The following is a 13,259-nucleotide window of genomic DNA, read 5'->3' on the forward strand; positions in this document are numbered from 1 at the left end:
AGGACTCAACGTTGACGATCCATGTGGGAGTGATGGTCCCGTCATTGAACACGGTCATCGAGAGGGAATGGCACGATCTGGCCCCTGCGGGAGTGCACGTCCACCTGGAGCGAATCCATGTGACGCAGACAGAGGTGTCCGACGATGACGGCTTCGCGACGCTCTACGGTCAGGTGACCGGCGGTATGGCCCAGAGCCTGTCGCGACTGGAGGAGTGTCGGCCTGACCGGATCGTGCTGGGCATGGTGTCGGTGTTCTACGGAGGTGCCGGGGGCTCCAAGGCTCTAGTCGAGGATCTCCAGCGCCGTACCGACATCGAGCTCATCGCCGCATCGCACGCCATCGTGACCGCCCTGCGCGAGATGGGGGTGGAGCGGGTGGGGATCCTCAACCCCTACCAGCGATTGGACGATGGTCAGGTGGAACGCTTCTTCGTCGAGTCTGGTTTCGATCTGACCGGCATCAGCGGCCTGCCCGACGACTCGATCCGAGGCATTCCGCGAACTCCTGTCGAGGACCTGGTGGCGTGCCTCCTCCGGCTGGCGGAGACAGGTCCGCAGGCCATCGTGCAAGTCGGGGCGAACCTGGGGATCGTTGACCTCCTGGATCCGGCCGAGGCTTGGCTCGACATCCCCGTGCTCTCTTCCAACGCGACCGGGCTGTGGGCTGCTCTTCGCAGCTGTGGACGATCAGACCAGCTGCGCGGGGGACGGTTATGGCGAGACCACTGAGCTCGGGACGGGTGACGGGGATGACAGGGATACGGTCCGGCGATGACGTCCGACGGGTTGGTGTGCTGATCGAGGCGTCCCACCGCACAATCGAGTCCGCCCTGTGGTCGGCGCTGCCGCCTGGTGTCACCCTCACCACCGCGCGGGTCTCGGACCCGGCCCGACCCGGGTCGCAGGACCACGGTGGCGAGCACCTCGACCCGTTGGTGGCCGGTCTGGACAGTGTCATGACGACGGAGCCGCAGGCCGTGGTGGTGGCCATCGAGAGCGCGGGCTTGGGCTCCGGTCTGGCCGGTCTGCGTGACATCGAGCATTCCCTGTCCGCGCATGCCCAGGTCCCTGTCGTCACCGTGAGCGGGGCGGTGGTCGAGTGGTTGCTGGTGCGCCCGTGGCTGCGGAACCTTGCCCTCGTCGCTCCTGTCGACCCGTGGGTGCACGAACAGTTTGTCCGGGTGCTGCGCGAGGCGTCCCTGCAGGTCGGTATCGGTGCGGACGAGCCTCTCGTCGAAGCGTTGGCGACATCTCAGCGGGTTGTCGGAGCCTACCGGGCCTGCGCGGCCTCAGGTCCCGACGTCATCGTCCAATGGGGCGGTCAGGTCTTCCCTGATGTCGTCGGCGGCCTCTCGCAGTGGACGAGATCGCCCGTCGTGTGGAGCGTCCACGCCCTCCTGGAGGTCACCCTCGACCGCATGTCACGCAGCACGCCCCGATTCGCTGTGCCGTAGGCCGATCACGACATGCGCGAACGCCCCGGCCCGAGTCCACCACCCGCGAGTCGACCCGACCGAGTTCGAGTCACCGGCTGGCAGCCGGTGAAGCCCGTTCCGACGAACACCTGAGAAAGGACGTGTGCTAGCGATGACGACCAAGACTCACAACACGGACAAGTCGGTGCGCTACGACCTCGTCCTACGCGGCGGACGGGTGTTCGACACCACAATCGCGCCGGCCCCGACCGTCTTGGACATCGCCATCACCGACGGACGGGTGGCCACCGTGGCGCCGCACGTCGACGGTGTGGGAACGCGGGAGATCGACTGTACCGATCGCGTTGTGACGCCGGGGCTGCTGGACGTGCACGTCCACTGCTTCGAGGGAATGGCCATGACCATTGGCATGTCGTCCTACGACGCGACCCTGCGTCGTGGCGTGGTCGGTTGTGTCGACACGGGAACGTCAGGAGCCTCCAACTTCCGTGGCTTCCGCCGCTTCGCGGTGGGCGACAACGAGTTCCGCGTACTGGCGTTCCTCAACGTCTCGGTGCTCGGAGTGACGGACAAGCGGCACGGCGAGTTACAGGACATCTCGGTCATCCATGTGGACGACGCGGTGAACGCCGCCAAGGCGAACCCTTCGATCATCCGCGGCTTCAAGGTGCGGCTGTCCCGGAACATCGCGTTGGAGCCGGCGAAGTCTCTGGACCTGGCCCGCGAGATCGCCGGCCTGGCGGGCCTGCCACTGATGGTCCACATCAGCAAGACGGACATCAGCACCGACGACATCCTGGCGCGGCTTGCCCCCGGAGACGTCGTCACCCACGCCTTCACCGGGCTCGAGGGAGGCATTGTCGAGAACGGCTCGGTGCGACCCGCGGCCTGGGAGGCCCGTGAACGGGGCGTGCTGTTCGACATCGGTCACGGCCGCACCCAGTTCGACCACGGGGTGGCCCGTATCGCGCTCGACGAAGGCTTCGTCCCCGATTTCCTGGGTTCGGACCTCAGCAACGGCAACCAGTTCGGTCCGGCCTTCGATCTCCCGACCGTCATGGCCAAGATGGTCACCCTGGGGATGCCGATTCAGGACGTGGTCGCGGCAACGACGCTCCGCGCCGCTGAGTTCCTCGGGCTGCGGGACGAGGGCTACGGCGCGATCACGGTGGGCAGGCCGGCGTTCGTGACCGTCATGGAGCATCTCGACCACGTGGACTCGCTGCCGGACGCCTCTGGGGCGGAGCTCGAGGTCAGGCGACTGGAGCCGCTGTTCGCCGTCAACAAGGGTGTCGTCCACGACTCCGATCCGTGGCGGGGCGGGCAGCCCGAGCCGCCGGCGGAGTGGTGATGCTTCAACTCGATGGCAGGGCTCGTGGAAGTTGGGGATTCGCGGCCCGACAGGGGAGGAGAGTTTCGTGAGCTCGTGGGTGAAACTGGTTGTAGACGAGGACGAGGCCGCGGGCATCGTGTGTATCACGCTCAACCGACCTGAGAAGCGGAACGCGCTGGACACCGAGCTGCTGAGTGAGTATGTCAGTGTCCTGGAGTCGTATCTGGGCTCCCCGACAATCCGGGTCATCGTAACCCAGGGCGCGGGGACGGTGTTCTGCGCGGGAATGGACCTGCACGATCTCAAGGACTGGGTGCACAGGTGGGACACCGGGGAGGTGGCATGGTCCGACACCGGACTCCTGTCGAGGGCGATGCGGCTGCTGCGTGAGCACACCTGCATCACGATCGCCTCCGTTCAGGGCGTGTGCGCCGGCGGCGGGATCGCCCTGGTTGTGGCCCACGACCTAGCGGTCGCCTCGGACACCGCGCGGTTCATCCTGCCGGACACGGCGCGGGGGAGTTTCGGTGCCGCCGCGGCCGCCGCGGCCCATTTCGCCGTCCCGACCAAGGTCGCCTTCGACATACAGCTCACCGGTCGCGAGCTCCTCGGACGGGAGGCGATGTCGCTGGGTCTGGTTTCTCGATCGGTACCGCTGGATCGGCTGCCCGCCGAGACGGAGGAGGTCGCCGCCCAGGTGGCGAGCCGGCAACGGGAGCCGCTGATCCACGCCAAGATGGCGCGTCACCTGAACGAAGGCCGGCCTTTGACCGACACCATGAGCATCGATCTGCTCGTCCGGACAAGGCAGGACGTCGCCCGGAACTCTTTCAACGACGTCACCGGATTCCTTGCGTCGCGTAAGGGTGCGGTGGACGCCTCACCGGGGGCCTCACAGGCGATTAGCTAGCCGGCTTCGTCATGTCGGTGTCCTGATTTTAAACGCCCAGGTGAGCGGCCTGCACCGGCCGATGACGGAGCGGTCCACCCCTGGCGCGAGCCCATCACATAAGGGAGCGGAGATGACGGAGTCCATCGTGCCCGCGCGCTCGACCTCCCGGTCGCTACGGTGCCGCCTCGCTGATGGCGAGCGAATGCAAGGCATCATTTTCCCCTTACCCTTCACCCTCGAGCTCGAGATCGCGGCGCGTTGCCGAGTCGACTTCTTCGTCGCCGACCTCGAGCACGGGCCCGCGGACTACGTGCAGCTGCAACAGCACATCGCGCTGGCAGCGGCCCACGGCTGCGACGTCCTCGTTCGGACACATGCCCACGACCCGTCCGGTATCTCCCGCATCCTCGATCTGGGCGCGGCCGGTTTGATGTTCCCGAGAGTGGGCTCCAGGGCCGACGCCGAGCGTCTCGTTGCCCTGGCAACATACCCGCCCGGCGGTGCTCGGGGCCTGTCAACCAGCACGCCCGCGGCGCACTACGGTCGGTGGTCGGCCGCGCGGACAGTTGCCGACGCCCGCGAGCGGACTCTGTTGATCGCCATGGTGGAGACGGTCGAGGGTGTTGAGGACGCCTACGGGATCGCCAGCGTCGACGGCATCGACGCGCTCTTCGTGGGGACCGCTGACCTCACCGCGTCGATGGAGATGCCGGGCGCGGTCGGTGATCCTCGGGTACAGGAGCTCGCCCGCAGCGTCGCGCCGCAGGCGCAACGTGCAGGCAAGTGGTTGCTGGAGGAGGCGACCGGCTCGACCAGCAGCCAGTTCGTTGTTCACAACGGAACCAAGCTCCTGACCGGTGCGTTCGAGCGCGCCTTCGGAACGCGGAAGACCTGATGCCCGTCGCGCCGCCGCCTCGGGCACCAATGGCGGCTGGCCCGTCTGGAGCGAGGAGAAGCAACCCGAGAATCGGGAACCTCGACGGACGACCGGTCCTCGCTGGAGACCGCCGTCGTGGTCCCCGAAGACGTCAGCGCCCTCTGAGAGGACGCGGCGAACAGCTCCGTCTCAGCACGCTGAACCCCCCACGTCTGGGGCAAACAATCTCGTCTCGGACGCCCACTACCCGTAGCTAGGAGCGGCAATGCCGGAAACGCGGCGAATACTTCTGGACGGCGTCGTCACCACGGTGACGCGTGAGGCCGATGAGCTCGTCCTCGGTGACGGCCGCCGGGTGGCCGCCGCCACGGCCGTCCACCTTCCCCCGTGCGCGCCCACGAAGATCATCTGTGTGCATCTCAACTACGCGAGCCGCCGTGACGAGTTCGGCCATGCGGGCACAACGGCACCCACGTATTTCCACAAGCCGACGTCCTGCTTGAACAGCCACGGCGGGGCGGTCGTGATGCCCAAGAACTGCAACTATCTCAACTACGAGGGAGAGATCGGCATCGTCATCGGGCGGACGGCACGCCACGTGCCGCCGCAATCCGCCGCGAAGTACATTGCCGGGTACACGATCGCCAACGACTTCGGGCTGCACGACTTCCGGGACACCGACGCCGGCTCCATGCTCCGGGTGAAGGGATCGGACACACTGGGGTCCGTCGGTCCGGGTCTCGTCACAGACTGGGACTTCCGGGGAAAGTCCATCCGAACGATCGTCAACGACGATGTGGTCCAAGCGGACACGACGGACGGCATGATCTGGGACATGCACTACCTCGTGGCCGACCTGGCTCGACTGATCACCCTGGAACCGGGCGATCTTATCTTGTCGGGGACACCGGCCAACTCGCGTCCGGTGAGCATCGGCGACCGTGTCACGGTGGAGGTAGAGGGCCTCGGCCGGCTGACCAACCACATCGTCGTGGGGCCTCCGGTGCCGGACTACGCGGGCGCGATGCCCACCGACTCCGAGCAGGTGCGAGGGATCGCGCACGGCACCGCGGTGCTCCGATGACCGCCGGCCGCTCGAACGGCTCGGAGGCGCCGTACGGACCCCTCGCAGGGGTGACCGTCCTCGATCTCACGAGCTACGTGTCCGGTCCGTTGTGCACCATGATCCTGGGTGACCTTGGTGCCATGGTGATCAAGGTGGAGGAGTCCGGGAAGGGTGACGGCATCCGAGCCTGGTCGGCCGAGGCGGGACCGGACAACGGGTACTTCCTTGCGGTCAACCGCAACAAGCTCAGCGTGGCTCTCGACCTGAAGACCGAAGAGGGCCGGGCGGTGTTGACGAGGCTCGTGGCGCGCAGTGACGTCTTCATTCACAACATGCTGGCGCGGTCGGAGGAGGCGTTACGCATTTCCGAGGAGGACATCAGAGCGATCAAGCCAGACATCGTCTACAGCGTGATCGCCGGCTACCCGCGAGGCAGCACCGAGCCCGCCTTCGACTTCATCATGCAGGCGGCGACGGGACTGATGGGTCTCATGGGTGAACCCGACGGCCCGCCTGTCAAGGTGCCCTTCCCGATTTTCGACGTAACCGCAGCCTACAACGCCTGCATCGGCATCGTCGCCGTGCTCTGCGGCCAGCGTGAGCGTCGCACCGCCCCCGAAGGGCACCGGGTGGACGTCAACATGTACGACGCGGCGCTCGCGTCCATGCCCAATCTGCTCGGTAACTACCTGGTGGACGGCACGGTGCCCCACCGGACAGCCGGCAGTATTCACGCGAACATCGCACCCTACGAGCTGTTCATGACCGATGAGGGATGGCTGGCCCTCGGCGGCGGCACGCCCGGTCAGTGGACGTCGCTGTGCTCCGTGCTCGGTCTCGAGTCGCTTCTGGCCGACGACCGCTTCAAGGACAACGCCTCTCGGGTCCGCAACCGCGGGGCACTACACGAGCTGATCGAGGGCGTGCTCGCCACGGCACCCATGGACACCTGGATCAACGCGCTGAAGGCACGCCGGGTCCCGGTGACGAAGGTTAACAATCTGGACGACGTACTGGCCGCGACGGACATGGTCCAACCAGTGGACCACCCGACGCGCGGCAGGGTTCACCTGCCGACGAGCGCCATCGTGATCGACCGTGTGCTCCCCGTCGCGGGGAACCCGCCTCCTCGGCTGGGCGAGAACACACGCGACGTCCTGGTGGCCGTGGGGGGACTCGAGCACGAGCAGGTCGACCGGCTAGGTGACGCCGGAACCGTCACCGAACTCCCCGGTCGAGCGGAGGATCTCGAGGACGCGCGTCGGACAGGCTGACCTGTCGGCCGCCAGCACGAGGAATGCATGACCGAGACAGGCGACATGGCGAGCACGACGCGAACCACACCACCAGCCGAAGGGAGAAGCCATGACACTCGTCCGTTACGCCGTCGAGCGGGGGTGCGCCGTCATCACGCTCGACTCGCCCTGCAACCGCAATGCATTGTCGGTCCAGCTCATGCAGGAGTTGTCCACCCACCTGACTACAGCTGCCGAGGCGGACGACATCCGGTGCGTCGTCCTCACCCACACGGGTTCGACCTTCTGCGCCGGGGGCGACCTGGCCGAGGGCGTCCCGGTGCGGAGTACGGAACGGTTTCGTGACCTCCTGCGCCAAGTGGTCGAGCTACCCAAGCCGGTGCTGGGGCGTATCGACGGGCATGTTCGCGCCGCGGGCATCGGGTTGGTGGGAGCGTGCGACATCGCCGTGGCGGGGCCGAGGACGACGTTCGCCTTCACCGAGGTCCGCATCGGCGTCGCGCCGGCGATCATCGCGCTGACGACACTGAGCCGGATGTCGGAACGTGCGGCTGCCCGGTACTGCCTGACAGGCGAGACCTTCGACGCGACGACGGCTGCGGCCACAGGGCTGGTCACTGTGGCAACACAGGACGTGGACGCCGAACTTGAGCGGATGCTGGAGGCGATCCGGGTCTGCTCGCCGCAGGGGCTCGCTGAGACCAAGCCGTTGACCACTCGAGGTGTCCTAGATGCGTTCGATGCCCGCGCTGTAACGTTGCAGCAGCAGTCTGCGCGTCTCTTCGCCTCTGCGGAGGCGCAGGAGGGGATGGCCGCGTTCCTGGAGCGGCGGCAGCCGCGTTGGGCTTTGCCTGCGTGACGGTCGTTCGTGCGCCGCAGCCGCCGTGTACCTCCCATTCGGGCGGTTCCCGGCTCGGCTGAGTCGGTGGCGGGTGGTGAGGCCGGACGAGGCGGGGATTGGGGCGGCGCTGACGAAGGCGGCGAACGCCGTGTCGGAACGGAACCGCCCTGGGTGCGATCAGCTGACAAGGACCTGCACGGCGCTGATCGGCCCGACGCCGACCAGCGCCAACAGTTCGGGTGCCATCGCCTGGACGAGCAGGTGGATCTCCTTCATGCCGGCGCGCGCTATCCATGGTCGGCCTGGACCCTGCCACAGAAGGTGATCTACTTGGAGGAGACCTACAAACCCGCCACCGAGCCCTACACCACCTTCTGCGGACTCGACGTCGGCAAAGAGATCCACCACGCGACCGCACTGACCCCCGCCGGCAAGAAGATCCACGACCGGCCGCTACCTAACGACGAACCCGCCCTGCGGGAGGTGTTCGGGAAGCTGGCCGAGATCGGACAGGTGCTGGTGGTCGTCGACCAGCCTGCGAGCATCAGCGCCCTCTCGATCCCGGGTCGCACGCCAGATGGGCCTCGACGTGGCCTACCTGCCAGGGCTGGCGATGCGTCGCCTCGCCGACCTGCACCCGGGTGAGTCCAAGACCGACGTCCGCGACGCCTACGTCATCGCGGACGCGGCGCGAACCCTGCCCCACACCCTGCGCCGAGTCGGCACGGACGACGACACCCTAGCCGGACTGACGGTTCTTGTCGGCTACGACAGTGACCTCGCCGCCGAAGCCACCCGGCTGACAACCGGCTCCGCGACGCCCTGCTCCACATCCACCCCGCCGCAGAACGTCTACTGGGCACGCACATCCACCGGCCCGGCGTCCTCAGGATCCTGGCCGCCGCACCCACCCCGACCGACTGGCGACGCCGTGGCGAAGCCGATATCGCCGAGGCGATGCGCGCCCGCTCGCCCCGGCTCGCCAAGACGCTGCCCGCGCAACTCGTTCGCGCGCTCGACCAGCAGACGGTGGTCGTGCCCGGCACCGCCGCGTTCGGCCGGGTCATCGCCGGCGTCGCCCGCAAGCTCCTCGGCGTGCTCGACGAACGCGCCGACCTCGCGAAAGCCGTCGAAGCCGCCCTGGAGGCGCACCCTCTTGCCGAGGTCCTGATCTCGATGCACGGCGTCGGGATCAGGACCGCTGCCAGCCTCCTCACGATCGTCGGAGACGTGTCCGCGTTCCCGACCGCCATGTACCTCGCCGCCTACGCCGGACTGGCCCCGGTCACCCGCAGATCCGGCAGCTCGATCCGCGGCGAGGTCCGTTCCCAGCGCGGCAACCACGCCCTCAAACCGACGCTGTTCTTGTCCGCGTTGGACAGTCTCGGCGACCCGGTCAGCCGCGCCTACTACGACCGGAAACGCGCCGAGGGCAAGCGGCACAACGCCGCGCTGATCTGCCTCGCCTGGACCCGCGGTGGGCGGGCGGCCGTCCGCGGCGGATCACCGCGGAGGGCGAGGCCCGTATCGTCGAGGTCGCCCGCACAAGGCCGAGGGTTCTGGGGCTGCCGTTCACCCGCTGGAGCCTGCGCAAGCTGTCCGACTACCTGCGCCACCCGCCGGCCGGGGTACCCCCGGTCATCATCGGCCGCCAGCGACTGGGCGAGCTGCCGCACCAGCACCGGATCTCCTTCCAGCGCACCCGCACCTGGAAGGAGACCTCCGACCCGGACGCGGAGACCAAGCTGGCCCGGATCGAGGAGGTGACCCGCCGTTTCCCTGACCGGTGCTTTCGCCTTCGACCTGGCATCCGCTACTTCCACGGCTGCTACTCGGTCGGTGACGACACCCTGTGGGGCGTCGTGCGCGAGCGCAAGGGAGCCGACCACACCCTGGCCGCACTGCGAAGCGTTGAGACCGTCTTCAGGAGGTGCGATAGCGTCGCGGTTCGATGCTGCTTGCGCCATTTCTGCGACTGCCCGCCATTTGCTGGCATTCTGCCGAAATATACCCGGTTTCAAGCGACATTTCTGGCTGGTATACTACGAGCTTTTCCGATGCTTGTCGTTTGGCCTCATACATGGCGAGGTCGGCCTGAAACAACAGCATGTCCGCCGTCATCGGTCCGTCTGCTTCGGTGGCGATGACCAGGCCGGCGCTGGTTTTGACCCGGTAGGGCTGCCCGGCGATGGTACATGGTGCGTGGATCGCCTCGACGATGCGCCGGCTCACCGTCTCCGGCCCGACTCCTCCACCGGTCAGGAGAATAGCGAACTCATCACCACCGAGTCGGGCGACCGTATCGGAGACCCGGGTGCATTTCGTCATGCGTGTAGCTGTGATTCTCAGCAGTTCATCACCCGCAGCATGTCCGAAGTTATCGTTGATCCATTTGAAACGGTCGATGTCGCAGAAGAGTAGAGCGAATGGTAGGCCGTCGCGCAGACAGTGGGTGAGCGCCAGTTGGAGCCGGTCGGTGAATAGCAGCCGGTTCGCCAGGCCGGTTAGGGGGTCGTGGAATGCCTGATGGTGCAATAGGCGCTCCCTGTTCTGGAGTTGTAGAATGAGACGGGTGTTGTCCGCCATGGTCATCATCTGCCGGACCAGCGCCAGCACCAGCAGCACAGAAAGTGTGCATATCTGTCCGAATCCGATCTGGTGGCTGCCTAGAACCCAGAGAAAAATGAATATTAAAACGACCGTCGCGAGCGACATGTATGGCAGCACCGTGTGTATCCAGATGGTGCGTGAGATCACGCGGCGGGCGGGCCCGGCCCGGCGCGGTGGCGGCACAAGGCAGGACAACGCGACTATCAGTGGAGCGGTCGCGGGAACCACAAGTAATATCGGGTCGAACTGCTGTATGTGGTTCGCCCGCGCCACCAGGTACACCCCGGTACTGAAGGTCGTTCCCAACAGGCCCGTGGCGAGTAGTGTGGCCGCAGCCAGGGACCGTGGCCGGCGAAACGTAGCGATCAGGACGAGCAGGACGACGACGGTCGCGCTGACGATAGCGTTGCTGGCCGCGAAGGCGATCAGTCCTGTCGGATCGCCCCTGTCCTGGAACAACTCGCCGAGCCCGATCTCCCACACGAGGACGCCGAGCGATCCGACGACGAGCAGGCTGTCCAGAATGCTGACCACATACCAGTATCTGCCATTGTGCGAGGTGCGGTCTGCAGTACCCGTCAGCGGTGTCGAGGGGAACACTAAGAGCGCTGCCAGGACCGCCGCATAGGGTAGCAGGTAGAGCATGTGTATCCAGCTCACCGGCGGAACCCAGGCGGAGTACCGGTAGTGTTCCAGGGAGAAACGGACTGCGGCGCCGACGCCCGCGGTGGCGCCGATGCAGGCGACTCCCATGAGTACGCGCCAGAGACGCTCCGGTCCGCGGGAACGCCAGCCGCACCACAGGCAGCACGGGCCGGCGAGCAGGAGCGCGAGAGCCCGGGACAGCTTTATGAGTGCGGCGGCGTCCCGGTCGGGGAGGACGACCGCCACGACGAGCAGGATCGCCCCATAGCCGGTACAGGCCAGGATGGCCCACCTGAACAGAGTTCTACTAACCAACTCTCGTTCTGTCTGTGAGGGGACCTGCTCAATCTGCTCAGCGGCGTCCGTCATCTCCATTTCCTGCCCGGTTTGATTGGAAGTGTCCTTTGTCGCTAGGGGCCTGGCATGCGCTTGAAAGCCTGCCAAGACCAAGCGACTCGCGCCAGGTTAGAGCTTTCTAACCCTTTGGGCAACTCGATCTTTATCGGGTCTTCGGCTTGAGTGGGCAGCGGTGGAGTGGATGTTTAATTTGGCTTGATTATGGCTTATATCCCATCTGGGGTCTCGCCAGATGGGTGTGATCCCGTCCGTTATGCGCTTGGGGACATTGTTGATCATCACGATATGGATCATGGATTCGGAGCTGGCGGGGAGGATCTCGTGGTCGCGGGTCAGACGCAGTGGAGCATGGGCCAGCCCAGCGTCTCCTCAACAATCCAGTGCCATTGCACCAGCTGTAACCCGGGGGTCTTGGTATTCCTAGAGGCGACCTCGACGTCGATGCCGCGGGCGGCTCCGTGCTCGACCAGAGTGTTTGTGAGGCCGCCGTCGACCCAGGTCTTCGAGATCGTCCGGAAAGGGGACTGCCCACGACGTCAGTCCACGACGAAGCATGTCGTGTGCCATTCCCGGCCAAGGTAACCGTTGGCCGCCGCGTGCACGTACTACATTTCCAGATCTTGGAACTTTGTCGGGTGGCTGATCGTCGGGCCTGGCATGGTTGGGGTCGTGGCAGCGGAGGATGTCGTCGGGTGGGAGCGGGAGCTCGCGGCGTTGACGGACGGGCTGGGTGGGTTGTTCAACCGGCCTGAGCCCAGGCGTGTGTTCGGTGACTTCGTGCGGGCGCTGCTGGCGGACGTACCGAAGAAGAACTCGTGGGGGCTGGCCGAGCATGCGGGTTATGCAACGCCGCGGCCGTTCGAGCATCTGCTCGACGGGGCTGTGTGGGACGCCGATCTGCTGCGCGACGCGGTGCGGGAGTTCGTGGTCGACCGGCTCGGGTCGCCGGTGGGTGTGCTGGTCGTCGATGACACGCAGGCGTTGAAGAAAGGTGACAAGTCGGTGGGGGTGGCTCCTCAGTACTACGGGCTGACCGGGGACGTCGCGAACGTGCAGACCATGGTCATGTGTACCTATGCCTCGCCGGCCGGGCACGCGTTCGTGGACCGGGAGTTGTACCTGCCCGAGGTGTGGACCAGCGACCCGGCCCGCTGCCGGGCGGCCGGCGTGCCCACCGACCGACAGTTCGCCACGAAACCCCAGCTCGCGGTGGCGATGCTGACCCGGGCGGTCGACGCCGGGGTGCCGTTTCGCTGGGTCGTCGCCGACAGCGGCTACGGCAAGGACGCCCGGCTGCGGGGGTTCTGCCACGACCGGGGGCTGTCCTACGTGCTGGCCGTCCCGAAGAACCTCGCCCTCCTCGACGCCCGGGGCCGGCCGACCCGCCCGGACCGGTTACACGCCCGGCTGCCCGTGGGAGTGTTCGAGCGCCGTTCGTGCGGTGCCGGGTCGAAAGGCGCCCGCTGGTATGACTGGGCCGCCCACGCGGTCACCGTCGCCGGAGAGGACCCGGCCAGCGGGCACGCTCACACCCTGCTGGTGCGTAAGTCCACCACCCCGCGTACTCGTGACGGCAAGACCTTCTACGACGTCGAGTACTTCCTCGCCCACGCCCCGACCGCGACCGGCGTCCCCGACCTGGTCGCCGCCGCCGGGACGAGGTGGACCATCGAGGAAAACAACGGCCAGGGCAAGGACGTCCTCGGTCTCGACCAGTACCAGGTCCGGAAATGGACCCCCTGGCACCGACACGTCACCCTCAGCATGCTCGCCCAGGCGTTCCTCGCCGCGACCCGCGCCAACCCGGGAAAAGACCCCCGCATCCAGGAGGCCACCAGCTAACCCGGCCCTCCACCCGCTCGATCCGCCGGATCCTCGCGACCACACTGCTCGCGGCCAGACACACCCAACTCCCCGCCGTCCTCGCCCGAGAACGGTGGCGGA

At 66.7% G+C, this 13,259-nt stretch carries 10 protein-coding genes and 3 pseudogenes; 11 read left to right on the forward strand and 2 right to left on the reverse strand.

The features are described 5' to 3' along the window. Positions 1-11: 11 nt before the first annotated feature. The 8 genes from FRANEAN1_RS15220 to FRANEAN1_RS15255 all read left to right on the forward strand — a co-directional run bounded on the left by FRANEAN1_RS15220 (position 12) and on the right by FRANEAN1_RS15255 (position 7,721). Complete coding sequence (locus tag FRANEAN1_RS15220; RefSeq protein ID WP_020460685.1) at positions 12-731, forward strand: Asp/Glu racemase; 720 nt, start codon at positions 12-14, stop codon at positions 729-731. Positions 732-751: 20 nt separating this feature from the next. Next, positions 752-1,456: a hypothetical protein gene (locus FRANEAN1_RS15225; RefSeq protein ID WP_020460686.1), complete on the forward strand. Its 705-nt coding sequence runs from the start codon at positions 752-754 to the stop codon at positions 1,454-1,456. A 133-nt stretch (positions 1,457-1,589) separates the two neighbouring features. Beyond that, on the forward strand, positions 1,590-2,789 hold the full coding sequence (locus FRANEAN1_RS15230) for an amidohydrolase family protein (RefSeq protein ID WP_020460687.1): 1,200 nt from the start codon (positions 1,590-1,592) through the stop codon (positions 2,787-2,789). 67 nt (positions 2,790-2,856) lie between these two features. Then, positions 2,857-3,681 carry an enoyl-CoA hydratase/isomerase family protein gene (locus tag FRANEAN1_RS15235; RefSeq protein WP_020460688.1) on the forward strand — a complete coding sequence of 275 codons (825 nt, stop codon included), beginning with the start codon at positions 2,857-2,859 and terminating at the stop codon, positions 3,679-3,681. Positions 3,682-3,793: 112 nt separating this feature from the next. Further along, positions 3,794-4,558, forward strand: coding sequence for an aldolase/citrate lyase family protein (locus tag FRANEAN1_RS37155; protein WP_020460689.1), 765 nt, complete (start codon positions 3,794-3,796; stop codon positions 4,556-4,558). Positions 4,559-4,805: 247 nt separating this feature from the next. Beyond that, the gene (locus tag FRANEAN1_RS15245) at positions 4,806-5,624 is read left to right on the forward strand and encodes a fumarylacetoacetate hydrolase family protein (protein ID WP_020460690.1); all 819 of its coding nucleotides are present in this window, start codon (positions 4,806-4,808) and stop codon (positions 5,622-5,624) included. Then, on the forward strand, positions 5,621-6,880 hold the full coding sequence (locus FRANEAN1_RS15250; protein WP_020460691.1) for a CoA transferase: 1,260 nt from the start codon (positions 5,621-5,623) through the stop codon (positions 6,878-6,880). Before FRANEAN1_RS15245 ends, FRANEAN1_RS15250 begins: the two co-directional genes overlap by 4 nt. Positions 6,881-6,971: 91 nt before the next feature. Beyond that, positions 6,972-7,721 carry an enoyl-CoA hydratase family protein gene (locus FRANEAN1_RS15255; RefSeq protein WP_020460692.1) on the forward strand — a complete coding sequence of 250 codons (750 nt, stop codon included), beginning with the start codon at positions 6,972-6,974 and terminating at the stop codon, positions 7,719-7,721. 54 nt (positions 7,722-7,775) lie between these two features. Here FRANEAN1_RS15255 and FRANEAN1_RS42175 read toward each other — a convergent pair. Next, positions 7,776-7,862: pseudogene (locus tag FRANEAN1_RS42175) on the reverse strand (hypothetical protein); the annotation flags it as partial. Between the two features lie 171 nt (positions 7,863-8,033). Here FRANEAN1_RS42175 and FRANEAN1_RS43435 point away from each other — a divergent pair. Beyond that, positions 8,034-9,170 (forward strand): annotated as a pseudogene (locus tag FRANEAN1_RS43435) (IS110 family transposase); the annotation flags it as partial. Next, a pseudogene (locus FRANEAN1_RS43440) lies at positions 9,170-9,616 on the forward strand (helix-turn-helix domain-containing protein); the annotation flags it as partial. The pseudogenes FRANEAN1_RS43435 and FRANEAN1_RS43440, both read left to right, overlap by 1 nt. 10 nt (positions 9,617-9,626) lie before the next feature. Here FRANEAN1_RS43440 and FRANEAN1_RS15265 read toward each other — a convergent pair. Further along, the gene (locus FRANEAN1_RS15265; protein ID WP_020460693.1) at positions 9,627-11,327 is read right to left on the reverse strand and encodes a GGDEF domain-containing protein; all 1,701 of its coding nucleotides are present in this window, start codon (positions 11,325-11,327) and stop codon (positions 9,627-9,629) included. 657 nt (positions 11,328-11,984) lie between these two features. Between FRANEAN1_RS15265 and FRANEAN1_RS15270 the strand changes: the two genes are divergently transcribed. Further along, entirely contained in the window at positions 11,985-13,157 is a 1,173-nt protein-coding gene (locus FRANEAN1_RS15270) for an IS701 family transposase (protein ID WP_347177151.1), read from the forward strand. Positions 13,158-13,259 lie beyond the last annotated feature (102 nt).

It is taken from the genome of Parafrankia sp. EAN1pec (assembly GCF_000018005.1).
Lineage (GTDB): Bacteria > Actinomycetota > Actinomycetes > Frankiales > Frankiaceae > Parafrankia > Parafrankia soli.